This window comes from Acinetobacter sp. SFB (assembly GCF_001647545.1).
Lineage (GTDB): Bacteria > Pseudomonadota > Gammaproteobacteria > Pseudomonadales > Moraxellaceae > Acinetobacter.
Genome location: NZ_LSZH01000018.1, coordinates 31,893 through 55,921 on the forward strand (window position 1 = coordinate 31,893; position 24,029 = coordinate 55,921).

Here is a 24,029-nt window from a genome sequence, read left to right on the forward strand (position 1 = left end):
TTAAAAGGTAAAGCTTGAGTTTTATATAGGCGCTGAAGCAAAAACAGAAGGTCTAAAATGAAAAAAGCGACCTTATGGTCGCTTTTTCTTACTTTAAGCAGATTCTGGAGTAGCACGCCACAAGCTTTCAAGGTCGTAAAATTTACGCGCTGTTGGAAGCATCACGTGGACAACCACAAAACCGAGATCGATTAAGATCCATTCCGCATCACGTTCACCTTCAACGCCGATCGGGCGGAAACCCGCTTTACGTGCTTCTTCAGCAACGTTATCTGCGAGGGCTTTAATGTGACGGGATGATGTGCCGCTAGCAATGACCATATAGTCTGCTACATTGCTAATAGCGCCAACATTAAGTTCAAGAATATCTTTTGCTTTTACATCTAATAGGGCTTCATGTACAACTTTTAAGCAAGCTTGTACATCTTTAGCTTGAGAATTCATTGTGTAATCGAGAGAATTAGAAGCGCTGGGCGATGGTTCTAAATTCATAAAGGGTTTTATTTCCGGACAATAACTCATCGTGTAATATAGCGGTTTTAATGCCGAATTTCAATTCTGTTCATAATTTAACTTTGCGGATGTTTTACAAAATATTTATCTTTCCATGCAAAAGAATGGTTTGAGTGCGCCTGAGGGCGATATTCTGCCGCTGTGTAGCCCGTATAGGCACTTTGATTAAGCCATTGAAATATTTCTGCAAAATTAATTTGAGCGGTATCGGGTTCATGACGTCCCGGGCAGTCGGCAAATTGAATATGACCAATATCGTGAATATTTTCTTTTAAGGCTTCAAAAATATTTTCTCCCATCATGGCCATGTGATAGCAGTCAAATTGCATTTTTAGCGCTGGGTGTTGCACCGCTTCAAGCATTTCTTGCGCTTGAGCAATGTTCTGAACCAGAAAGCGCGGCATATCTGTGCCGTTAACCATTTCTAATACCGGCTGAATCGGATGTTCGCCCAGCATAGAGCAGGCAAGTTTCAAATTTTTTGCCAAAGTATTTAAGCAAGGTAGTAGATCTGCATCGAGGGGTTGTTTACCTGCCAAAATATTCACACTCGGCACATTGAGTGCTGTGGCATATTGAATGGCTTGTTCTAAACCGCGATGAAATTCAAGTTCCATTCCCGGTACACCGGCAAGACCATTGCCACCTTGCATTAAATCACCTGCAGGCACATTGATCAGGCAAAGAGTTAAGTCATGAATGGTCAGCTGGGTTTGAATTTGTTCAATGCTGAGTTCATAAGGAAACTGAATTTCCACATGCTGAAAACCCTGTGCACGAGCCAGAGCAAAGCGCTCAATCAAAGGCACTTCAGTAAAAATCATCGATAAATTTACAGCCAGCTTAATCATGCCTTTATTCCTTGCGCTTTAGAAAATGGGATGCCTAAGATTCAACCTGTTGAATCACGGTAGCAAGATCTGCTTCACCATAGCCTTTATTTTGATGGGTTTTCAATTGTGATAATGCTTGTTTTGCAACAGGAATATTTAAATTGAATTGTTCAGCAAGCTGCACAGCATTATTTAAGTCTTTGGACAAGGTTTGCACTTTCCATTGCACCGGTTCAAACGTATGCGTCGCCATACGTGGGGTTAAAATCTGAAAAGGTTTCGAGTCGGCAAAACCACCGGCCAGTGCAGGGGCAAGTAAAGTGGTATCTACACCGGCTTTCGCCGCTAAAGCCACCGCTTCGGCAATTAAAGTGCTATTCGCTGCAACAATCAGTTGATTACAAATTTTGGTGGCTTGTCCGGTTCCAGTTTCACCCATACGGGTGACACGTTGGGAAAGCACATTATAAATCAGCGATAAATTCTGGATGGTTTGCAGATCCCCCCCGGCAAAAATCACCAAAGTTCCCTGTTCAGCGCCCGCAGTTCCACCCGAGACAGGGGAATCAATCCACTGGATTTGGCGAGTTTGGGCCTGCTCTGCCAAAGTCTTGGTTTTATCCATAGATAAACTGGAGAAATCCACAAGCACTTGTCCGGCTTGTAAATGGTTCTGAATCTGATCATAGACTGCTTGCACTGCAGCATCATCGGCTAAACAGGTCAAAATAACAGGATATTGCCCAATGTCTTGCAAGTCTAGGGCACTCGCACCCATATCAATCAGCACATCACAGGCCGAGGCGGTTCTATTCCAGACTGCGACTTCAAAACTGGCTTGAATGAGTCGGGTGGCCATGCGGCTGCCCATCAGTCCCATGCCTAAAAATGCAATTTTTGTATTACGATCAAAACTCATGTGTTTTTCTCTGCACGATCCTGTTATCTGGATATTTTACTTATATTGGCGTGGTAAAAACTGAACTTCCGGGTTCTTGTCTTTTTTACGCGCCAATTTACTGTTTTTACCCAACAGTAATTTAAGTTGCCAGATTTTCTCTAGACGTAAAGATTTTGTTGGTGCATGTTGCATGGCATCGAGTACGCGTTTGGCTGCAGTCAATGCATCAGGAGAGCGCTGCAGCATTTCTTTTGCAAGGGCTTGGGCTTTGTGGATTGGCGATTCATCCAGATGCGTCACCAAACCAATTTCTTTGGCATAATTTGCATCGAAAATACGTCCAGTCAAGGTCAACTCTTTGGCAAGATCGACATTGATAATGCCTTTAATGGATCGGCTCAGTCCCATGTCAGGTACCAGTCCCCAGCGGCTTTCCATAATCGACATTTTGGTCTCAGGATGTGCAATGCGAATATCCGCAGCCAGTGCCAATTGCATCCCGGCACCCAGGCAATAACCTTCAATCGCAGCAATCACAGGAACAGGCAGTTCCTGCCAAATCAGGAAAGCTTTTTGGAATAAGCTTTGTCCCGGTTTAATCAGCTCCCAAGCTGCATAAGCGGTATTCTTCGGTGAATTTAAATCGGCAAGGTCAATCCCAGCGCTAAAAACATGGGCTTCACCGGTTAAAATTACACAACGAATCGAGCGGTCTTTTTTAATTTGATTGGCTGCATTGACCAGTTCGCGTAACAAAGCAAAGCTCATAGCATTGCGTTTTTCTGGACGGTTTAAAGAAACGGTGGCAATGCCATTATTTTTTTCGATGCGAAGTAACGCCATGGGGATAGACCTGTAATTTTTTTTCCATTGTTTTGAGCATAACACGGGCATTTCTCTGATACATGCCACGATCCATGACAGCAGAGTCACATCTAAAGATGGACGCTACGATCAAAAGTCGCATAAGACCATTTAAGTATGTTGTTTGTTTAAAATCTGCTGTGATGCCTGTTCAACTTGCTGAACTACAGACTGCAATTCGTCAAAACGTTTTAGGGTTTCTTGAATAAACGTTTCATCGGCTTTACGCCGTTCTTTACGTAAGGAGGAAACAAACTGCTCAAATCCACCGGTTGCTTCTTGCAAGGTCGGTGCACCGACATAGCGGGTTGCACCATGTAAACGATGCAGCACATGTTCCAGTTGTGGGAAATCTTCCATTTCAATCAACAGCTGCATTTCACTCAGTTCTGTGGGGAAACTGTCGACCAGCATTTGAAGTAGATCAATTGCCAGATCTTCTTTATTGGCTGCCAGTTGCAAGCTTTGTTGCCAATCTAAAATATTTGGATCAAGGGCTTCAATCAGGATGGCTTTTTCCACCGTTTTGGCTTTTTTAAAGTTTTCTGAGGTCAGCTGGGTCAAAATTTGAATAATCTGATCCATTTGAATCGGTTTGGTCACATAATCATCCATGCCAACCTGTAACAGTTTTTGTTTTTCATCGGCGAGTGCATGCGCTGTCAAGGCAATAATTGGCAAGCGTTTATGGTTCTCTAAAGTGGATTCTAGGGAACGAATAGCACGTGTAGTATCTACTCCTGACATCACCGGCATCTGGATATCCATAAACACCACATCAAATGCGGGCAGATCTTGTTCTATACGATGTTGAATGATTTCTAATGCTTCTTGACCGCTTAAAGCCTTGGTGGTCTTGACATTGAGTTCACCCAAAAGGGCTTCCAAAACAATCAGATTGGGTAAGTGATCATCGACAGCGAGTACATGCAAACCTTGGCCATTAAATTCTTCATGTACATCGTGATCAAAAATAGGCTGATTGCTTAACAGTTGAATTAAAGCACTGCGACTCAATGGTTGATACAGGGGACGGGCACGATATTCATTCAGCATGTTTGGGTCGAGCGACATTTGATAGCCGTACACTGCGATATTGCCGTGATAACGGTTACGAATTTCTTTCAGCAAGGCTTCGCCATCGCCACTATGATCCACAATGAGCCAGGTGTTTTCATCACTTTCCGAGAACTGATTCAGCTGACTGAATAAATCCAGAATCGAGCTGGTTTCCACATGATGCACATCATAATTTTCCAGATAATGACGCAAAATATTGGCAGTCGCAGGATGGGCTAAATAAGAGACTATCTGCATGTTGTTGAAGTGCGGATGAACAATCTCAATCTCGTCGTTCACCTTAAACATGGCGCTAAACCAGAACGTAGAACCTTTTTCAGTGGGTGCACGTTCCTGGTTGTCTTCAAAACCAATTTGACCTTGCATTAAATGCACCAGCTGTTTGGAAATCGCCAGCCCCAGACCGGTACCGCCAAATTGACGCGTCACCGAAGCATCACCTTGCGAGAAGGATTCAAATAATTTTTTACGGTCTGTACCGCTTAGACCAATGCCGCTGTCTTGCACGCTAAAGTGCAAGATGCATTGCCCAATATCATCGTGTTCCATACGGGCACGGACAATAATTTCACCATCCGGGGTGAATTTAATCGCGTTTGAAATCAGGTTGGTCAGAATTTGCTTGAAGCGTAGCGCATCGCCAATCACTTGTGTTGGAATATTGTCGGCATAATAAAATGCCATATCAATATGCTTTTGAGCCGCGAGCGGGGAGAGCATGTCCATCACATCAAAAATGGCTTCTTCCAGGTCAAACGGTGCGGTTTCCAGTTCCAGTTTGCCGGCATCAATTTTCGAGAAATCCAGTACATCATTAATTAAAGCCAGAAGATGGGCAGATGATTTACGAATGGTTTGCAGATACAGGTTTTGCTCATTGCTCAAGTTGCCCTGACGCAGCAATAAATGAATAAAGCCATCAATACTATTCAGTGGAGTACGCAGTTCATGGCTGATATTGGCCAAAAATACCGATTTGGACTGGTTGGCTGAAATCGCCTGGTCACGCGCTTGGCGATAGGTAATATTTTGAACTTCCAAGGTATCTAAGGTGCGACGTAAATCATCTTCAGTTTGTTCGGTATGTTCTTTGAGTTCTAAAAAACTAGAGTGTAAGCGTTTGACCACATTGGCAATGTCGCGCTGCAATAAACGCAATTCGCCAGTACTGTTAATCACCATGTGCTGATCAAGCGTATCGACAGTGAGGCGTTGCAATTGCATGCGAATTTCATACATCGGTGCAATCCAGCGACGGGAATAGAAATTCAGGCACAATAAAAGCAGCAATAAAGTCAGTAAGCCGGTTGCAATCAGCACCACCATGACGCGATAACGGGCAATTTCCAGCGGTTGGTTATCCAGTTCAATAACCAGTCGTGCAGGCGTTCCAGTATGGTCATTAATTTTTAGTGCATAAATATTATTATTTTGATACAGAATAGGGCCGACAAAAGAGGCTGGAGAGTCAATTTTTGGCCAAGGTTCTTGATCCTGAAAGCCGATACTTAAACGGTTTCTGCCTTTATTATCAATGATCGCTGCGCGAATTAAATATTTCTCGTTCAGCATGATCTGCATGGCATTGCGTGCCTGGTCATACTGCCAGGGATAACTGCTCAATAAGTCGATTGCTGCTTCAGACGTCAGTTGATAGCGGGTCACAATGGCAATCGCCATTTGGCGTTGCTGTGCACGTGATGCATTGGAAGTTTCGGATAAAACCAGTAATGCCCCGACACATGCCAAAATCATAATCGGCACAAAAATCAGGGCAATGAGTTGTCCATAAGCATGATTTAAGTGTAGACGTTTAAATAACTTTTTATTGATATTTGACATGATTAAAGCAGTTTATTTTCTATGCACGGAATATTAGCACGCTTTATTTAAAACTGACTGCGCTTTAAACACTTTCAATAAAAAGCCTGCTAAATGGGTGCAGCGAGGAGGATTTTTTCATACAATAGACCCACCTCGATATAGGTACAAATAATGAGTAATACCGCCCCTGATTTTCAAGCAGACGAATTTTTGTTAGACCACTACGTAGGTAAAACGCCTCTGGTGCGTTTGCAACGTCTAGCAAGTCACACTCAAGCAACAGTATTGGCTAAACTTGAAGGAAATAATCCTGCAGGTTCGGTAAAAGACCGTCCAGCGTATAACATGATTATGCAGGCTGAAAAACGTGGTCAGATCAAACCAGGCGATACGTTAATTGAAGCGACAAGCGGAAATACAGGGATTGCCTTGGCCATGGTTGCCGCGATGCGTGGCTACAAAATAAAACTCATTATGCCTACAGCTTCCAGTCAGGAACGTAAAGATGCGATGCGTGCTTACGGGGCTGAACTGATTGAATGTTCAAGCATGGAAGAAGCGCGCGATATGGCGCTGCAAATGGAAAAAGACGGTAAAGGTCTGGTCCTTAACCAGTTTGGTAACCCGGATAATGTTGAAGCTCATTACCTGACCACCGGTCCTGAAATCTGGCAACAAACAGGCGGTAAAATTACCCATTTCGTCAGTTCTATGGGAACGACGGGTACCATTATGGGAATTTCCAAATACCTGAAAGAACAGAATCCTGATATTCAGATTGTTGGTTTACAACCTGCTGAAGGTTCAAATATTGCCGGTATTCGCCGTTGGCCTGAACAATATTTACCGACTATTTTTGACCCTAAGCGCGTTGACCGCATTATGGACATTCCGCAAATTGAGGCGGAAAAAATGGCCCGTCAGTTGGCGCGCAAAGAAGGCATCAGTGCCGGGACGTCTTCAGGTGGTGCAGTTTGGGCTTCAATACAACTGGCGCAAGAAAACCCGGGTGCCGTGATTGTCTGTATTATCTGTGACCGTGGTGACCGTTATCTTTCTACAGGGTTGTTTTCTGTACAAGATCCTGAATAAATCTGCAATTTTGTGAGTTAAGATGCGCTTACCTGTTTTAGTTTTCGATATAGAAACCCTGACCGATTTAAAATCGGGAGCGCATTTGTATGGTCTGGATTTGCCTGAAGCAGATCTGGAACAGGCGTTGATTAAATTGCGTCGGCAAGAGTCCGGTATGGACTTTCAGCGCATGGCCTTGCATGAGATTGTCTGTATTTCCGGTTTATGGCTGGATGAGCAAGGTGGCATGAAAATGTTCTCGTTTAGCCGGGAACAGAATACTGAAGCGGAAATTTTAAAGAAATTTCTCTCGATTTTTGACAAGCGTCATCCGACTTTGGTCAGCTGGAATGGCTCGCAATTTGATTTGCCGGTGATTCTGTTCCGGGCCATGTATCATGGTTTGTCTGCGCCTGCTTTATTCGATCAGGGCGAAATTAATCAGCAAAAGCGTTATAATAACTACCAAAATCGTTATCACCATCGTCATGTCGACTTAATGGATGTGATTGCGATGTTCAATGGTCGCCAATTTCAGAAGTTGGATGACGTCGCCCATTTACTCGGTTATCCGGGAAAACGTGGTGATGGTGCCTATCATGTGCCTGAATATGTGCGTCAGCAGGAATGGCAAAAACTCACCCGTTATTGCGAAGGTGATGTGCTGAATACCTGGCTGATTTACCTGCGCTGGTCATTGTTAAAAGGTCAGCTTTTACTCAATGATTATCGTGAGGCAGTTCAGGGCACTATTCAATTTTTATCAACTCAACCGCAACATGCAGATTTTTTAACGGTATGGCGTGAAACCTCACAACGTACTGAATTTACCGCTGCAGACTTTTTATCTCCCACACTCTAGGTATTCATGAAACATAGACCCAAGCCACGTCCAGCTCAACAGCCGATTTATACTTTTCAGGTTGAGTCACTTTCACATGAAGGACGGGGGATAGCGCACTATGGAACACATCCGGATCACCCAAGTGACAAGCAAGGCAAAAAAGTATTTATTAGTTATGCCTTGCCGGGCGAGACTGTTAAAGCACAAATCACTCATGTGGCGAAACGTTTGGAAGAAGCGGACAGTATTGAGCTGTTAAGCGCGCCTGCTGCAACCCGTGTTGAGCCGAAATGTCCACACTTTACCGTGTGTGGCGGTTGTAATATGCAGCACATTCAGCAAGATGAACAAATTCGCTTAAAACAAGAGGTTTTAAAATCACATTTAGAACATTTTGCCGGCATTCAACCTGAACAGTGGTTAGAGCCATTACGTTCGCAACGTGAAGACTACCGTCGTAAAGCCCGGATTGGAGTACGCTATATTCCTGCTAAAGACAAACTTGTAGTGGGTTTTCGGGAACGCCAAAGTAATAAGTTGATTTCGATTGATCGCTGTCTGGTGCTGGATCGTGAGTTTGGTTCTATTAGCGCCTTAAGGGAGTTACTCGAAAGTCTAAAGGCCAAAGCTGCCATTGGTCATATAGAATTGGCCATGGGTGATGAAGATATTGCACTGGTGGTTCGTCATACTGAAAAATTATCAGTCGATGATGTCAACCAATTAAAACAGTTTACGTTAAACAAGCAGTGGCAATTGTATTTACAACCTGCAGGTAGCGAAAGTTTACATCGTGTCGATGATCCGGCTGCCTCAATGCGTTTGCATTATGCGTTGGATGAATTTGAGGTGAAATTTGGCTTTAATCCGCTGGATTTTACTCAGGTCAACTCAACGATTAACCCGCAAATGCTGAAGCTGGCATGTGATTTGCTTCAGTTGCAGCAGGGTGAACGAGTACTCGACCTGTTCTGTGGTTTAGGAAACTTTTCTTTACCGCTGGCTCGCTGTGTCGGTGAAACAGGGCAAGTCGTGGCGGTTGAAGGAAGTGACGAAATGGTTCAACGTGGTACAGAAAATGCTAAAAATAATGCGATGAGTCACGTACATTTTTATTCACAAGATTTAACAAAAGATTTTTCGCATCATTCTTGGGCAAAACAGGGATTTGATGCATTATTGATAGATCCTCCACGCTCCGGTGCCGAGGAAATAATGTATTATGTGCCCAAATTTGGTGCAAAAAGAATCGTTTATGTATCATGCAATCCTGCAACATTGGCACGCGATGCCGGGGTGTTGGTGAAACATGGCTATCGATTAAAAAAGGCGGGGGTGATGGATATGTTTACCCATACGGGACATGTCGAATCTATTGCCTTATTCGAAAAAGATAAAGAAATAAACGATTTATAATATGATAAGTAAAGAGGTAGGAGAAGGGTATGGTCACAGTACGTGAACAACTTCCTGGACGTCTCAATGAGTTGTCCGAGGAAGCGACTGTAGAGCATGCCGAACAAGCTCGACAGGATCTGGCGGAATGGCTGGATCGGGTACGTAGCATATTAGATGACGCAGAGCTTAAACAACTCGAAGAAGTTGCCCAGCTAACTTTAAATAAAGAGTTACAAACTACGGTTAATCATCGCTCCAATACCTTTTATACCGGTATTGAGATGGCGGATATTTTGGCGCATTTACATGTGGATGAAGACACTTTGTCCGCAGCAATGCTGTACCGAAGTGTGCGTGAAGGCGTCATGACGCTTGAAGAGGTTCGGGAACATTTTGGCGAGCAAGTGCATAGTCTGGTCCAAGGGACCTTGGCAATGGGTAAGCTTTCTGAACTGATTGAAAAGAACAAACGTCTGGAAGACCATTTTAATAATAATCAAAGAGAGCATTTAAGCGGCATTTATAAAATGCTGATTTCTGTGACCGAAGATGTTCGGGTGGTCTTGATCAAACTTGCAGAGCGTACTTATGCCTTGCGAGAACTGACCCAGGCCTCACGCGAGCGTCAAGAACGTGTTGCGCGAGAAATTCTGACCATCTACTCTCCCTTGGCGCACCGTTTGGGGATTGCGCAACTTAAATGGGAACTTGAAGATTTAGCCTTTCGTTATTTGGCCCCGGAACGCTATAAGGAAATTGCGACCTTACTAAATGAAAAACGTTTAGAGCGCGAGCAATATATTCAGTTTGTCATTGATAAACTGAAAAATGAACTGGCAAGCTATGATATCGAAGCGGATATTACCGGACGGGTGAAACACATTTATTCGATTTATCGAAAAATGAAAAGTAAAAGCCTCAGTTTCGATCAGCTTTACGATATTCGAGCGGTTCGGGTATTGGTAAAAAACGTCCCTGAGTGTTATCACTCGCTGGGGATTGTGCATCAAATCTGGCGTCATATTCCGCACCAGTTTGATGATTATATTACCAATCCTAAAGCCAATGGCTATCGTTCGTTACACACTGCAGTCATTGCAGAGAACAAGTCGCTTGAAGTGCAAATTCGTACCAAAGATATGCATAACGAGGCAGAGCTTGGGGTTTGTTCGCACTTCAATTATAAGGAAGGTGCAAAAAATACCGATCACTCTTTTAACCATCGTTTACATTCCTTGCGTGCAGTACTTGAGCATTATCAAGAACGTAATGATGCCAGCGCACATAAATCAGAAGATGATTCCGAGAGTTTTGAACAGGTTCAGGATTTCGAGGGTTTTGAAAAGATTTATGTATTTAGCCGTGATGGGGATATTAAAGAGTTACCGCGCGGTTCAACCGTCTTGGATTTTGCCTATCATGTGCACACCGAGGTCGGGAACAAGTGTTATGCAGCACGAGTAAACCAGCGCTATGTACCTTTAACCTATACCTTGAAAACTGGTGAACAGGTTGAAATCTTAACCAAGAAAGATCGTGAGCCGAATCGTGACTGGTTGGTGAACTCGCTGGGTTATATCAAGACCTCTCGTGCGCGAGATAAATTGCGCCATTGGTTTAGACAGCAAGATCGCAGTAAAAACCTGGAAGTTGGCCGTGAAATTCTGAATAAGGAACTTGTACGTCTAGCGATTCACCCAAAAAGTATTGATTTAAGTGATTATTGCAATCACTTTAATGTCAAGCTGGGTGAAGATATTTTGATTGGTTTGGTCAATGGCGATATTAGCCTGCATGCCTTGATCAATCAGGTCAACCGCCATATGCACATCGGGCAGGATGAGCCAGAGCTGGTGCTCAAGCCGACATTAAATCCGCGTGCCAGTCATACCTTGTCTGCGCATGGCATTTTAATTGACGGTTTGGACAACGTGGAACTGCATATTGCGCAATGTTGCCAGCCGGTACATGGGGAATCAATTGGTGGATATATCACGTTGAATCGTGGGGTCAGTATTCACAAGGTGGTGTGTTCGGATTATATTCGGATGATTTCTCAAGAACCTGAGCGTGCAGTTGAAGCCGATTGGGAAATGCAGCCAACCCGGGGTCAAAGCGTACAGATTGTGGTGGAAGCCTACGACCGGCGTGGTCTGTTAAAAGACTTAACCCAAGTGATTTTTTCCGATCAAATCAATATTCGTCAGGTGAATACCATTTCTGAATCAGATGGTATTGCTAACATGAAGCTGCTGATTGAAGTGAAAGGCTTGGCACAGTTATCACGTTTGTTGGCACGTTTAGAGCAACAACCGGGGATTATCAGTGCACGTCGTCTGGTGCAAGGCAATTAAGCTAAAGCTTTAAATTATTACCGGAAAACCAGCAACTTTTGTTGCTGGTTTTTTTATGCAAGAAACAAAAGATCAATTCACTTAGCTCTAAAATGTATAAATAAATCAAGGGAGTGGATTTATGTTGTTGAAAATCTACAGGATTTTTTTTATGTAATTTTTGTGACAAATGCTATAATCCGGCGCATAAAATAGCCTCGAGCTAAACAATTTTTAGGGTATGGAATAATTCGGCAATGATTCAACTAAATGTATCACCCCTATATATGAGTCGTGCCGACGAAACCGCGCCTACCCTAGAACAGATTCCTGCCATGCAGCGTAGACGGTTATCCGGAATTGCAAAACTGGCTTTAAATAGTGCAATTCAATCGCTGAATTCAGAACCAGTGGACTACATTGTCTGGGCATCGCAATATGGTGATGAACATAAAACCTTGAAAATTCTGGCCGATGTGCTGCAAGATCAGACTCCATCTCCGACACAGTTTTCAACTTCGGTGCATAATGCGATTGCTGGCTTGTATTCCATTTTATGTCAGGATGCCACGCCGTCCACCAGTTTGGCCGCGTCTTGGAGTGAAGCCCTGATTGAAGCTTATGCCTGGTTAAAAACCATGCCACAACCTCATGATGCACGAGTTTTGGTGGTGTATTATGATGAAGCTTTACCTGAAATCTATCAGGAATTTCAGCCTTTTAGTGGTTTTGCCATGTCGGCAGTCATTAGCCTTGCAACACCAAATCTGCAACTGGATCTCACTGCATTAACCCATCATCGCCATAAATATCTGGATGCGCAAAAATTTTATGATTTTTGGCAGCAATCTGAACAGAGTCTTGAGTATTCTCAAACTCAGGCATGGCAAAAATGTTAAAAGCAGCTCAAATTAAGCAAAAAGCTAATTATTTATGGCGTATTGGCGCAACCGGTTTTAGTTTCGCCAGTTTTGGAATTGGTGGTGTTGCGATTGGGGGCTTGGTTGCGCCTTTGGTCAATCTATCGACGAAGAATCCGAGTTTAAGACAGCAACGCACGCAAAAAGTGATCAAGTATAGTTTCAAGGGCTTTACCGAAATGATGGTCAAGCTTGGAATTATGCGCTATGACATTGAAGGTCTGGAAAAATTACAGCACAGTAGACAAGAACTGGTGATTGCCAACCATCCCACTCTGGTGGATGTGGTGCTGCTGATTGGCCTGATGGAACAGGCCAACTGTGTGGTGAAGCAAGCCCTGTGGTCAAATCCATTTACCAAAGGTCCGGTGCAAAATGCCGGTTATATTTTAAATGCAGCGTCTAAACAGTTTATTGAGGACTGTGTTGCAAAATTAAACACTGATCAAGCGGCATCTTTGCTGATTTTCCCTGAAGGAACACGTACGGCTAAAGGCGAATTATTGAATGAGTTTCAGCGGGGTGCGGCGAATATTGCGATTCGAGCCAATGTGCCGATTCGTCCCGTTCTGATCACCTGTACGCCTTCAACCTTAACCAAGAATGAAAAGTGGTATCACATTCCTTCACGACCATTTCATATTCAGGTGAAGGTTCTGGATGCCATTTACGTCGAAGATCTTTTAGATGATGCCACGGTCAGCCCGAAAAATGTGCGTCAGCTGAATCATCAATTACACCAGTTTTTTAACCAAGAGTTATCTAAAAAATGAGCAATCTTGCTGATGAATTAAAGCAAATGATTATTGATGTTCTGGCCCTTGAGGACATCAGCAGAGATGATATTGAAACCGAAGCACCTTTATTTGGTGATGGCTTGGGTCTAGATTCCATTGATGCCTTGGAACTTGGTTTGGCGCTGAAAAAACGTTACAACATTCACTTGAATGCTGAATCGGCAGAAACCAAGCAACATTTTAAATCCATTCAAAGTCTGGTGGCTTTGGTGGAAGCACAGCAAAAGGCGTAAGAGGTTGTGATGTTAACTCAGGAACAAGTACTTGAAAAATTAAGACAATGGATGGAAGATCTGTTCGAAATTAGTCCTGAAGATGTTCAGCTGGATGCAAATTTAGCCAATGATCTGGATGTGGACAGTATTGATGCGATTGATCTAGTGGTCAAAATTAAAGAATTGACCGGTAAACAGGTCAATCCGGAAGATTTTAAAAATGTCCGTACGGTTCAAGACGTGGTGACTGTGATTCAGAACATGTCTGCTGCATGAACCTGCTCTTCAAAGGGATAGTGGCAATCGGCTTGATTCTCTATCCCTTTTTAGTGGGTTATAGTTTGTCGCATGGGCAATATATCTGGGTCAGCAGCCTGCTGATTGTTTTGGGTCTATTACGCTTGTTCAGCAAGGGCAATGCCTTGCTCTGGCCACTGACCGGATTTGCGATTTTATGTGGCAGTTTGAGTTTGATTTTAAAAGATCATGCCTGGCTGAAACTGTATCCGGTATTCATAAGTGTCGGTGCACTCAGTATTTTTGCCTCGACTTTAATTAAACCGCCTTCCATGATTGAGCGTTTTGCCCGATTGGCAGAGCCGAATTTACCCGAAGCAGGCGTGATCTGGACGCGAAAAGTGACCATCATTTGGTGCATTTTCTTTGTGCTGAATGCCCTGATTGCCTTGGCAACGATATTGTTTGCGCCTATGCAAATCTGGGTGCTATATAACGGTTTTATTTCCTATGTGCTGATGGGAATATTGCTGCTGGGTGAATTTATCTTGCGTAAGCGACAGCAGCGCTTAAATCAACTTCAGGAATAAAAACAGATTATTATGTTGTGTCATTTTCAGAATCATCTCCATTCATTGAACGTGCTGTGTATTCAGCCTGATTTAAGCCCAGTCTCTTTTCAGGATTTCTGGCAGGATGTGATACAACAAAGCCATGCAATTGAGTCACTTTCACAGCAAAGTTGGGCTTTATGGGAACCTGAAAGTTATCAGTTTCTAGTGCTGCTGTTTGCCGCACTGTTGGCCAAAAAACAGGTGCTTTTGCCACCTAATCGGGTTAGTGATTTAGAAAAAGAACTCGCGGAACAGAACATTTATTTCTTGCAACGTCAGTCAGTATCATTAGAACAAAATCAAAATATTGAACTGAATCTGGATGATGCTTTTTTGCATCAGGCGGAAATCTATTTTTACACTTCCGGTTCTACCGGACAGCCAAAGAAAATCCCGCGTACCTTGCGTCAATTGCTCAATGAAGTACAGGGCCTGGATGCCAGTTTTCAATTGCCTGAACAGGCGATTGCCATTGCAACCGTCAGTCATCAGCATATTTATGGTTTGCTGTTTAAGTTGCTCTGGCCATTGGCAAGTGGTCGCTGTTTTTATCAGACGCAGTTGGCTTTCCCTGAAGATGTCGCGGATATCCAAAAAAAAATAGCTGCTTTTAAGATGGATAATTATGTGATTTCCAGTCCCGCCTTGTTAAAGCGTTGGACCAGCGATGTGTTATTGCAAGACTGCCTCACCGTATATTCATCGGGTGGAAAACTGGAGTCCGGTGTACGTCCTTATGTGAGCCGACCGATTACCGAAGTGTTTGGTAGCTCCGAAACTGGCGGGATTGCACATCGACAGCAAGATGATGCCTTGTGGACACCTTTTGCCAATGTCGATATTCAGGCCGGGGAGCAACAGGAACTGCAAATCAGAACCAATCATGCTTTTAGTGAAGACTGGATTTTCACCGGCGATAAAGTTGAAGTGATGGATGCGGTAAATTTCAAAAGTCCATTCCGTTTGCTGGGACGACTAGACCGGATTGTAAAACTGGAAGAGAAACGCCTCAGTCTGGATGCCATTGAACAAAAAATTGTCGAGCTGGATGAAATTATCCAGTGCCATGTGTTGATTGTGGAACGGGAACATCGTCAGATTTTAGCCTGTGTGGCGGTCTTGTCCGAGCAGGCCAGACAACAGCTGCAAAGCAGCAACAAAGCGCAATGTGTAGCAGCAATCAAAGCGCAGTTAACTTCAAAGCTGGAAAGCATTGCCATTCCAAGACAATGGCGATTTTTGACACAATTACCGCAAAATGCCCAATCTAAGCTGAATAAACAATACATGAAATCCTTATTTCAACCTATGTTATTGCCTATTGTGTTGGAGCAACAAAATGAGCCAGATCAGGCGCTCTATCGCCTCGAGTTTTCTCCTGAACTGGAATGCTTTAAAGGGCACTTTCCAGACTATCCAATTTTTCCAGGTGTAGGACAGATTGGGTTTATTCAGCATTTTGCTCGTCAGGCCTGGGCAGAGCTTGAATGGTGTAATGGTTTTGAACAGCTCAAGTTTCAGGATCTGATCCAGCCTTATAGGGTATTACAACTGAAATTGTCGAGAAAACTGCACAAAGTCAGTTTTGTATTAACTCATGCAGAGCAGCCATTGGCATCTGGCCGTTTGTTGTTTAAAACACAAACTGAACAGGCTTAAAAAGGGGATGTATATGCAGCATTGTTTTGTGATTCCAGTTTATAACCATCCTCATCATATTCAGGCTTTGGTAACCCATTTGAACCAGTTTCAAATACCGATTATTTTGGTCAATGATGGCAGTGATGCCGTGTGTACAGCAATTTTACATGACATTCAGGCAAAGCACTCTTGGGTTGAATTGGTTGAGCATAGTCATAATCAGGGCAAAGGTAAGGCAGTGAGCAGCGGTTTACGCCATGCACATGCTCTGGGTTTTAGTCATGCCTTACAGCTCGATTCCGACGCTCAGCATGACTGGCAGGATGTGGCAAAATTCCTGAAAATCTCCCAACAAAACCCGCAAGCAATGGTCATCGGTCAGCCCATTTTCGATGAATCGGTTCCCAAAAAACGCCTTTATGGTCGTTATGCGACCCATATCTGGGTGTGGATTAATAGCCTGTCTTTTGATATTAAAGACAGTATGTGCGGTTTTCGGGTTTATCCGCTGCTTAGTACCATTCAGGTGCTGGATTCTGCAAAATTTCAGCCACGTATGGGGTTTGATAGTGAAATTTTGGTGCGTTTAAAATGGGCAGAGGTACCTTTTATGAATGTGCCAACCAAAGTGGTTTACCCTGAAGATGGCATTTCGCATTTCAAGCTATGGCGTGACAATATTGGTATAAGTCAGGCACATTTGCACTTGTTTGGCGGCATGCTGCTACGTTTGCCTAAATTGCTGTCACAGAAAATAAAAGGTTAACCCGGTGGCTGAGCTGAACACAACGCAATGGAATGACATTAAAGAACGGGGTGGAATGTTTTCACTGAATTTGGTGTTGGCTTTCTATCGCTTAGGTGGTCGCTGGCTGTGCCGTATATTGATGTATTTTATTATTATGTGGTTCTGGATTTTTTCGGTCACTGCTCGTCAGGCCTCACAACTCTATTTAACCAAGTTGCATCACTTTGCAGGAGCGAATTCACCCTTTAAAACTACGCCGGGTTTGAGCCATAGCTATCTGCATTTAATGCAGTTTGGCGAATGTATTCTGGATAAAATTGAAGGCTGGCTGGGAAAAATTCCCGAGCAGCAACTGGTTTTACATGGACATGAGTATCTCCGCGCACATTATAAAAAAGGTGCAGTGATTGTGGTGTCGCATTTTGGCAATATTGAATTGCTGCGGGCAATCAAATCGGATCATCCGCAAAAAATTAATGTCTTGGTCTATCAAAAACATGCCACCAAATTTAACCGCTTTCTCAAAAAACTGAATGATCATGCTGATGTCAATCTGATTTCGGTGGATGAACTGGGGATTGAAACTGCAATGATCCTGCAAGAAAAACTTGATCAGGGTGAGTGGATTATTGTTGCGGCGGATCGCGTTCCGGTGCAATCGGATCGGGTACAGCCGGTTTCATTTTTAGGTGAAGAGGCGAACTGGCCGCAAGGGGCCTGGATTTTAGCCAGTTTGCTAAAAGTGCCTGTACTGGCTGTGTTTTGTTATCGCATTGAAAACTGCTTTGAAGTGCATATTCATTCGATGGCAGAGCAACTGGATTTTCCGCGTAAAAACCGCATGCAAGCGATGCAAAATACTACACGCCAATATGTCAGCTTACTTGAACAGCACTGTATTCGTGCGCCATATCAATGGTTTAATTTCTATAATTTCTGGAACAAAGATTAATGCAAGTGTTAATAGTTGGGGAAACACCACTTTCGATTGAAGATGTGGTGGCTGTTGCACGTCAGGAAGAATCAGTGGCTTTGCCTGCCCGTGCTGAATGGCGTGAATTGATTCAGCGCGGTGCCGATTTTCTGGATCAGCTGTTGCAGGATGAAGGCGTGATTTATGGCGTGACCACCGGCTATGGCGATTCCTGTCTGGTGGAAATTCCCGCGCATCAGGTCAATGAACTGCCTTTGCATTTATCGCGTTTTCATGGCTGTGGTCTCGGTCAGAATCTGGATTTAATCACGGCGCGTGCTGTAGTGGTGACGCGTTTATGTTCGCTGGCACGTGGCTATTCCGGTGTTTCGCATGCCTTGCTGCAACGTCTGGTATGGATGCTGAATGAAAACGTGATTCCGGTGATTCCGTCAGAAGGTTCAGTTGGGGCCAGTGGTGATTTAACTCCCTTATCGTATATTGCAGGGGCTTTGGTCGGTGAACGCGATGTTTACCATCAGGGGCAGATTGTTCCGATCAGTCAGGTCTATGCAGAAAAAAACATGCAGCCCTTGGTGTTACGTCCTAAAGAAGGACTGGCACTGATGAATGGTACTGCTGTCATGACTGCAATCGCCTGTTTAAACTATAAAAAAGCTGAACAGATTAGTTTGGCCAGTACTTGCATTACCGCACTGAGTGTTTTGGCTTTGGAAGGCAATCCGAGTCATTTCGATGAAGTACTGTTTGCACAAAAACCGCATCCGGGCCAGCAAAATATTGCCGCACAATTGCGCAATTGGTTAAACAGTGAAGTACAAACTGAACATCAGAGTTCACGTTTGCAAGACCGATATTCCTTGCGCTGCGCACCGCATATTATTGGCGTATTTGAAGATTCGAAACCCTGGTTACGCCAGTTTATTGAAAATGAACTGAATTCCAGTAATGATAATCCATTAATTGATCCAGTGAATTTACGCGTGTTGCATGGCGGTCATTTCTATGGGGGGCATATTGCCCAAGCCATGGACAGTCTGAAAATCATGATCGCCAATATTGCCGATTTAATGGACCGTCAATTGGCGCAACTGGTGGACTATAAAATGAATAACGGTTTGCCGCGTAATTTGACCGGCGCCACAGCAGAACGTTTACCGCTGAATCACGGTTTTAAAGCCGTACAGATTGGCGTGTCGGCATGGACAGCGGAAGCCTTGAAACAGACCCTTTCGGCGTCCATTTTCTCTCGTTCGACCGAATGTCATAACCAGGACAAGGTCAGTATGGGCACCATTGCCGCACGCGATGCCAGCCGGGTGATTGTGCTGACCGAACAGGTGATTGCCGCGCTGTGCTGTGCCAGTGTTCAGGCCATTCACTTAAAAGGTTTGGATGGCAAGCTGGCCGAAGTGTTGGCTGCATTTAGTGCCTGGGTGTTGCAGAGCTTTGATTACGTGGTGGAAGACCGGCCATTGCAACACGAGTTGCAGCAACTGGTGGATCGTTTGGAAAATTTAGAATTATTAAGCAGTGAAATTGTTCGCTAAAGCTGATGGGATACAGACTATGCATGCCGATGTAATCATTGAAGTACCCTTTCATGATGTAGATGCCATGAACGTGGTCTGGCATGGACATTATTTAAAGTATTTTGAAATTGCGCGTTGTAAGTTACTCGATCAATTTCACTATAACTATACCCAGATGCGTGACTCCGGCTATGCATGGCCTGTGATAGAAAGTCATGTGCGTTATGCGCATGGCATCCTGTTTCAACAGAAAATTCGGGTGCGTGCGATTTTAAAAGAATGGGAAAATCGTCTGAAAATTGAATATCAAATTTTTGATGCGGAAACTGGAAAAAGACTGACCAAAGGCTATACCACCCAAGTGGCGGTACAGATTGAAAACCGTGAAATGTGTTTCCAGTCACCGCAAATTTTATTGCAGCGTTTAAACGCCTGGTCTGAGTTTAAAGCGGAGTAAAGCAGATGACATTGATCAATCTACCACGTGCAGCATGGCGGTTATTCGCAGCCATGCTAGCTCTTATCATGTTGCTGTGGCAACCGGTGCATGCGCAAAATCCGCAGCTCAAACAAATTTTTGCACAGCTTGCCGCGACGCCTACCGTGCGGGCCAATTTTGAACAGCAAAAAAAATTGACTTCAATGAATAAAACCTTTGTTTCCAAAGGCACGGTACTATTTTCCAAATCAGAAGGGGTGATCTGGAAAATTCAAACCCCAGTCAAAGCCGACCTGATTGTAACCCCGCGTAAACTGGTGCAAAAAACCCAGCGCACCTATAGTCAGATTGAAATTGATAAATCACCTTATGGCTCGGTTGCGACCATGTTCTTGCAGCTGATGTCAGGCAATGAAACGGCTTTAGCCAAGAACTTCAATATTGTTTCGGCCAGTTATACCCCGGCGCAGTGGAGTGTGACTTTAACCCCGAAAAGCAGTTTATTTAAAAAATTATTTGTCCGTGTCGATGCCCAAGGACAGCGTTATGTCGATCGTATTGTGCTGCAGGAAAAAGGCAACAATAGCAGTACCATTCGCTTTAGCCAGCAAACGACTCAACCCCAAATTTTAACGGCTGAGGAAAATGCACTTTTCCAACTGGCAAAATAAATTTACGGCGCTGTGGCTGATTGTGCTCAGCGTGATCGCCATCGCGCTGGGTACGGCTTGGCTGAAAAAAGAGATTCACATTCAAACCAATATCTTTGCCTTATTGCCGGAAGCCCACCAGGATCCGCGGCTGGAACGGGCGCAGCAATATGTCAGTCAGCAGCTGAATGACAAGGTGTTTGTGGTGCTCAATGCCAAGGATGATGCAGCTCTAACAAAAGCTACCCGAACCTTTAAACAAAGCGTAGCGGCAACGGATTTATGGCAACCGCTACATGCACAGCTGGACAGTGAAAAGTTTGCCCAAGTGTTATATCAACATCGTGCCGGCTTGATCACCCCCGATGATCAAAAACTGCTTGAAGAAAAAGATTATGCCTCTTTGACCGACCAAGGTTTATTGCAAATCATGAGTCCGGGCATGCCTGTGACTACAGAGCTGTTACAACAAGACCCGCTGTTATTGTTTCCACGTTATGCCATGGGCTTATCAAGTTTACAGGCAAGCCCGGATATAACGCTGGAAGATGGTTTTGCCACGATTCGAGATGAGCAAGGTATTTCCCGTTTATTGCTCTTAGAGCTAAAAAATAGTCCTTACAATATTGATTATCAGGAAAAAACATCAGCATGGATTGAGCAGCTCAATGCAAAGCTGAAACAGATGCAGGTTGAACCGCATTGGACCGGTACTTTGCTGTTTGCCCAATTCGGTACCACCTCGGCGGAAAAAGAAATTTCTACTATTGGGTTAGGTTCTACCCTCGGTATTTTTCTTTTGGTGTTGTTTGGCTTCCGCTCGATTCGTCCAATGCTGACTGAAATGATTGCCGTAGGAACCGGATGTCTGGTGGCATTTGCCCTTACCCATTGGGTGTTTGGGGAAATTCACCTGATGACTCTGGTCTTTGGCGCCAGTCTGGTGGGGGTGTGTGTCGATTTTTCTTTTTACTTTATGGCCATGCAATCGCAGCATCGACATATCAACGGTTTTGCAGTATTAAAGCCATTATTGCCAAGCCTGTTTATGGGTTTGATGACCACTCTGGTTGCCTATATTTTCCTCAGCTTTACCCCATTTCCGGGCTTTAAACAGATTGCAGTATTCTCTATGGTGGGTCTGGCTGCGGCATGGATCACCAGCGTTTTACTGTTACCAAGATTAGCGCCATTAAATGCCGAGCCGGCCATTCGCCGTTTAGGCTTTATTGGCAAAGCACGCTCTTGGGTGCAGGCTAGAAATGGTCTGCGTTATGGCCTGATCGGCTTAATTGCTGTGGTCACGGGGAGTAGCCTAATGTTTCTGCAAAGCAATGATGATATTCGTAACTTACAAAGTATGGATCAAAAACTCAAGCAGGAAGATCAGTACGTCCGTGAACGCTTTATGCAGCAGCAAAGCAGTGAATACTTTGTGGTACATGGCAGCACAACTCAGCAACTGGAACAAAACGAACAGAAACTGTTAGAAAAACTGCAAGTTCTACAGGCACAAAACAAGCTGGATGGTTTTCAGGCTTTAGGTCAATGGCTGCCATCCAAAGCGCAGCAGCAACACAATATTCAGTTATTACAAGCGATTCCAACCGGTGCCTTGCTGGACTATGCCGCAGCATTGCAGCTGAATCCGGCAGAGGTATTGGGCTGGCAAAAACAACTGGCCCAGCAGCCTTTACTCAGTCCTGCTGAAATGAGCCAGCATCCTTTGGCTTTTCTACAAATGAGTCCAACCGAGCGTCTGGTACTGCTGCAAAATGTGCATAATGTTGCCACTTTAGAACAGCTCAATACTCCGCAGGTGCAGCTATTACGTCCAGTCAATCAACTGTCTGAGTTGTTCCAGCAGCACCGTATTCAGGCGCAATGGTTACTGGTTTCGGCTTTAATCTGTTTAATGATTGGACTAGGCATTATTTATGGCTTGAAGTCGATTTTAGCTTTGGTCTTGCCGGTGACGCTGGCCTTGATGACCACCTTTGCGATTCAGGCCTGGCTTGGTGTGGAAATCAATTTATTCAGCATTATGGGGACTTTCCTGATTATTGGAATTGGGGTGGACTATGCCATTTTCTACCGCCACGGACATGATCATCCGCAAGTGGTGGGCATGGCGCTATTCCTTTGTATGATGTCAACTTTATTAGGTTTCGGTTTATTATCCTTTAGCCAGACCTATGCCATTCATTGCTTTGGTTTGACGGTGTTGCTTGGGGTGGTTTTTTCATTTATTTACGCAACCTTGTTTACATCTTCCGATGTCAAACATGGGGTGCTTCAACAATATCAGTCAAAGAACTGAGAGACTAAGGTACAGTGCAATGAGCCCCATGCAACACACAGATGTATTGATTATCGGCGCAGGACCATCGGGGAGTTCAGCAGCCGCATTACTGCGCCAGAAAGGCTATCAGGTCACGATTATTGAAAAACAGCATTTCCCCCGATTTTCCATTGGTGAATCATTGTTGCCGCAATGCATGGTTTTTCTCGAAGAAGCCGGGCTGCTAGATACAGTACGTGAGCATGTGGGCGAGTTTGCCTTTCAGTTTAAAAATGGCGCGGCATTCTTAAGGGGCAAGCAGCGCAGTTTTTATGACTTTACTCAAAAGTTTAGCCAAGGCCCGGGAACCACCTGGCAAGTTCGCCGTGCCTACTTTGACCATTTACTGGCACAGCAAGCTGAAAAATACGGTGCAGAAATTCATTTTGGACATGAAGTGATTGATGTGGATGTTGCCTCAGATCAGCCAATTTTGACGGTAAAAGATGAGCAACAAAATGTCTATCAGATTCAGGCTAAATTTTTACTGGATGCCAGCGGTTTTGGCCGGATCTTACCGAAGTTTTTAGACCTAGAAAGTCCATCCAACTTTCCGGTACGTCGTGCCGTGTTTACCCATATTGAAGATGGCATTTTGGATGCTCCTGATTTTGACCGGGAAAAAATCCTGATTACGGTACATGCCAAAGATCATCGCGCCTGGTACTGGCTGATTCCTTTTGCCGATGGACGTTCATCTTTTGGTGTGGTGGCAGAGCAGGAGTTCTTTGAACAATATGGCTTTGATGGTAGTGTTGATTATGATGTCGAGTCCTTATTGAAACGCATTCTGGCCGATGATGAAAGCCTATCGCAGGTATTACGCAATGCCAAGTTTGATATACCGGTGCGGACACTGGTGGGCTATTCTGCTAATGTAAAACATCTGGCGGATCGTAACTATGCTCTACTGGGCAATGCCGGTGAATTTCTCGATCCCGTATTTTCATCCGGCGTCACCATTGCCTTGAAATCTTCAAGCCTGGCAATTCCTTTGGTGGATCAAGTGCTGCAAGGTCAGACGGTTAACTGGATGGAACAATACGAGAAACCGCTGCGTAAAGGCATTCAGGTATTCCGTGCCTATGTGGAATCCTGGTATAGCGGTGAATTTCAGGATGTGGTGTTCTCAACCCAGCAAGATGAAAATATTCGTCGCATGGTGTCATCCTTACTTGCCGGTTATGCCTGGGATACCACTAATCCGATTCATAAAAATGCCAAAAAACGGTTAAGTACGTTGGCGGAGTATTGCCGTGATCCGCAGCAAACTGAAACCCTCAGTAATGGTGTCTAA

21 protein-coding genes and 1 pseudogene are annotated in these 24,029 nt (G+C 44.2%); 17 read left to right on the forward strand and 5 right to left on the reverse strand.

The annotated features are described in order from the left end of the window. Nucleotides 1–93: 93 nt before the first annotated feature. The 5 genes from rsfS to AY606_RS15165 all read right to left on the reverse strand — a co-directional run bounded on the left by rsfS (nt 94) and on the right by AY606_RS15165 (nt 6,033). On the reverse strand, nt 94–492 hold the full coding sequence (gene rsfS, locus AY606_RS15145; protein WP_067870439.1) for a ribosome silencing factor: 399 nt from the start codon (nt 490–492) through the stop codon (nt 94–96). Nucleotides 493–569: 77 nt separating this feature from the next. Next, on the reverse strand, nt 570–1,364 hold the full coding sequence (locus AY606_RS15150) for a hydroxypyruvate isomerase family protein (protein WP_067870441.1): 795 nt from the start codon (nt 1,362–1,364) through the stop codon (nt 570–572). A gap of 34 nt (nt 1,365–1,398) precedes the next feature. Next, complete coding sequence (locus tag AY606_RS15155; RefSeq protein ID WP_067870452.1) at nt 1,399–2,265, reverse strand: NAD(P)-dependent oxidoreductase; 867 nt, start codon at nt 2,263–2,265, stop codon at nt 1,399–1,401. Nucleotides 2,266–2,301: 36 nt separating this feature from the next. After that, nucleotides 2,302–3,090 (reverse strand): crotonase/enoyl-CoA hydratase family protein, encoded by a 789-nt coding sequence (locus AY606_RS15160; protein WP_067870470.1) that lies wholly within the window; start codon nt 3,088–3,090, stop codon nt 2,302–2,304. Between the two features lie 132 nt (nt 3,091–3,222). Next, entirely contained in the window at nt 3,223–6,033 is a 2,811-nt protein-coding gene (locus AY606_RS15165; RefSeq protein WP_067870475.1) for a GacS-like sensor histidine kinase, read from the reverse strand. A 153-nt stretch (nt 6,034–6,186) separates the two neighbouring features. On the opposite strand from AY606_RS15165, the gene cysM reads away from it, so the two are divergent. From cysM to AY606_RS15250, 17 genes and pseudogenes are all read left to right on the forward strand, one after another. Continuing rightward, on the forward strand, nt 6,187–7,107 hold the full coding sequence (gene cysM / locus AY606_RS15170; RefSeq protein ID WP_067870486.1) for a cysteine synthase CysM: 921 nt from the start codon (nt 6,187–6,189) through the stop codon (nt 7,105–7,107). A gap of 22 nt (nt 7,108–7,129) precedes the next feature. Further along, nucleotides 7,130–7,951: a 3'-5' exonuclease gene (locus AY606_RS15175; RefSeq protein WP_067870488.1), complete on the forward strand. Its 822-nt coding sequence runs from the start codon at nt 7,130–7,132 to the stop codon at nt 7,949–7,951. Between the two features lie 6 nt (nt 7,952–7,957). Further along, complete coding sequence (gene rlmD / locus AY606_RS15180; RefSeq protein WP_067870490.1) at nt 7,958–9,349, forward strand: 23S rRNA (uracil(1939)-C(5))-methyltransferase RlmD; 1,392 nt, start codon at nt 7,958–7,960, stop codon at nt 9,347–9,349. 29 nt (nt 9,350–9,378) lie between these two features. Further along, a complete protein-coding gene (locus AY606_RS15185) occupies nt 9,379–11,685 on the forward strand; it encodes a RelA/SpoT family protein (RefSeq protein WP_067870492.1) in 2,307 nt (768 codons plus the stop codon). A gap of 236 nt (nt 11,686–11,921) precedes the next feature. Then, nucleotides 11,922–12,563 (forward strand): beta-ketoacyl synthase chain length factor, encoded by a 642-nt coding sequence (locus AY606_RS15190; protein ID WP_067870495.1) that lies wholly within the window; start codon nt 11,922–11,924, stop codon nt 12,561–12,563. Continuing rightward, nucleotides 12,557–13,370, forward strand: a pseudogene (locus AY606_RS15195) (lysophospholipid acyltransferase family protein). The gene AY606_RS15190 and the pseudogene AY606_RS15195 overlap by 7 nt, the downstream one beginning before the upstream one ends. After that, nucleotides 13,354–13,614: a phosphopantetheine-binding protein gene (locus AY606_RS15200; protein ID WP_067870499.1), complete on the forward strand. Its 261-nt coding sequence runs from the start codon at nt 13,354–13,356 to the stop codon at nt 13,612–13,614. Before AY606_RS15195 ends, AY606_RS15200 begins: the two are co-directional and overlap by 17 nt. A 9-nt stretch (nt 13,615–13,623) precedes the next feature. After that, on the forward strand, nt 13,624–13,872 hold the full coding sequence (locus AY606_RS15205) for an acyl carrier protein (RefSeq protein WP_067870501.1): 249 nt from the start codon (nt 13,624–13,626) through the stop codon (nt 13,870–13,872). Beyond that, nucleotides 13,869–14,423 carry a COG4648 family protein gene (locus tag AY606_RS15210; protein ID WP_067870503.1) on the forward strand — a complete coding sequence of 185 codons (555 nt, stop codon included), beginning with the start codon at nt 13,869–13,871 and terminating at the stop codon, nt 14,421–14,423. Before AY606_RS15205 ends, AY606_RS15210 begins: the two co-directional genes overlap by 4 nt. A gap of 12 nt (nt 14,424–14,435) precedes the next feature. Then, nucleotides 14,436–16,106, forward strand: coding sequence for an ApeI family dehydratase (locus tag AY606_RS15215; protein ID WP_067870505.1), 1,671 nt, complete (start codon nt 14,436–14,438; stop codon nt 16,104–16,106). A 13-nt stretch (nt 16,107–16,119) separates the two neighbouring features. Continuing rightward, nucleotides 16,120–16,854, forward strand: a complete 735-nt coding sequence (locus AY606_RS15220) for a glycosyltransferase family 2 protein (protein ID WP_067870507.1) — start codon at nt 16,120–16,122, stop codon at nt 16,852–16,854. A gap of 55 nt (nt 16,855–16,909) precedes the next feature. Beyond that, the gene (locus AY606_RS15225) at nt 16,910–17,788 is read left to right on the forward strand and encodes a lysophospholipid acyltransferase family protein (protein ID WP_067870644.1); all 879 of its coding nucleotides are present in this window, start codon (nt 16,910–16,912) and stop codon (nt 17,786–17,788) included. After that, on the forward strand, nt 17,788–19,320 hold the full coding sequence (locus tag AY606_RS15230; RefSeq protein WP_067870509.1) for an HAL/PAL/TAL family ammonia-lyase: 1,533 nt from the start codon (nt 17,788–17,790) through the stop codon (nt 19,318–19,320). Before AY606_RS15225 ends, AY606_RS15230 begins: the two co-directional genes overlap by 1 nt. Nucleotides 19,321–19,339: 19 nt before the next feature. Continuing rightward, nucleotides 19,340–19,759 carry an acyl-CoA thioesterase gene (locus AY606_RS15235; RefSeq protein ID WP_067870511.1) on the forward strand — a complete coding sequence of 140 codons (420 nt, stop codon included), beginning with the start codon at nt 19,340–19,342 and terminating at the stop codon, nt 19,757–19,759. 53 nt (nt 19,760–19,812) lie between these two features. Further along, complete coding sequence (locus AY606_RS15240; RefSeq protein WP_067870647.1) at nt 19,813–20,412, forward strand: LolA family protein; 600 nt, start codon at nt 19,813–19,815, stop codon at nt 20,410–20,412. Further along, the gene (locus tag AY606_RS15245; protein ID WP_067870513.1) at nt 20,387–22,711 is read left to right on the forward strand and encodes an MMPL family transporter; all 2,325 of its coding nucleotides are present in this window, start codon (nt 20,387–20,389) and stop codon (nt 22,709–22,711) included. The genes AY606_RS15240 and AY606_RS15245 overlap by 26 nt, the downstream gene beginning before the upstream one ends. A gap of 19 nt (nt 22,712–22,730) precedes the next feature. Next, nucleotides 22,731–24,029 carry an NAD(P)/FAD-dependent oxidoreductase gene (locus tag AY606_RS15250; RefSeq protein WP_067870515.1) on the forward strand — a complete coding sequence of 433 codons (1,299 nt, stop codon included), beginning with the start codon at nt 22,731–22,733 and terminating at the stop codon, nt 24,027–24,029.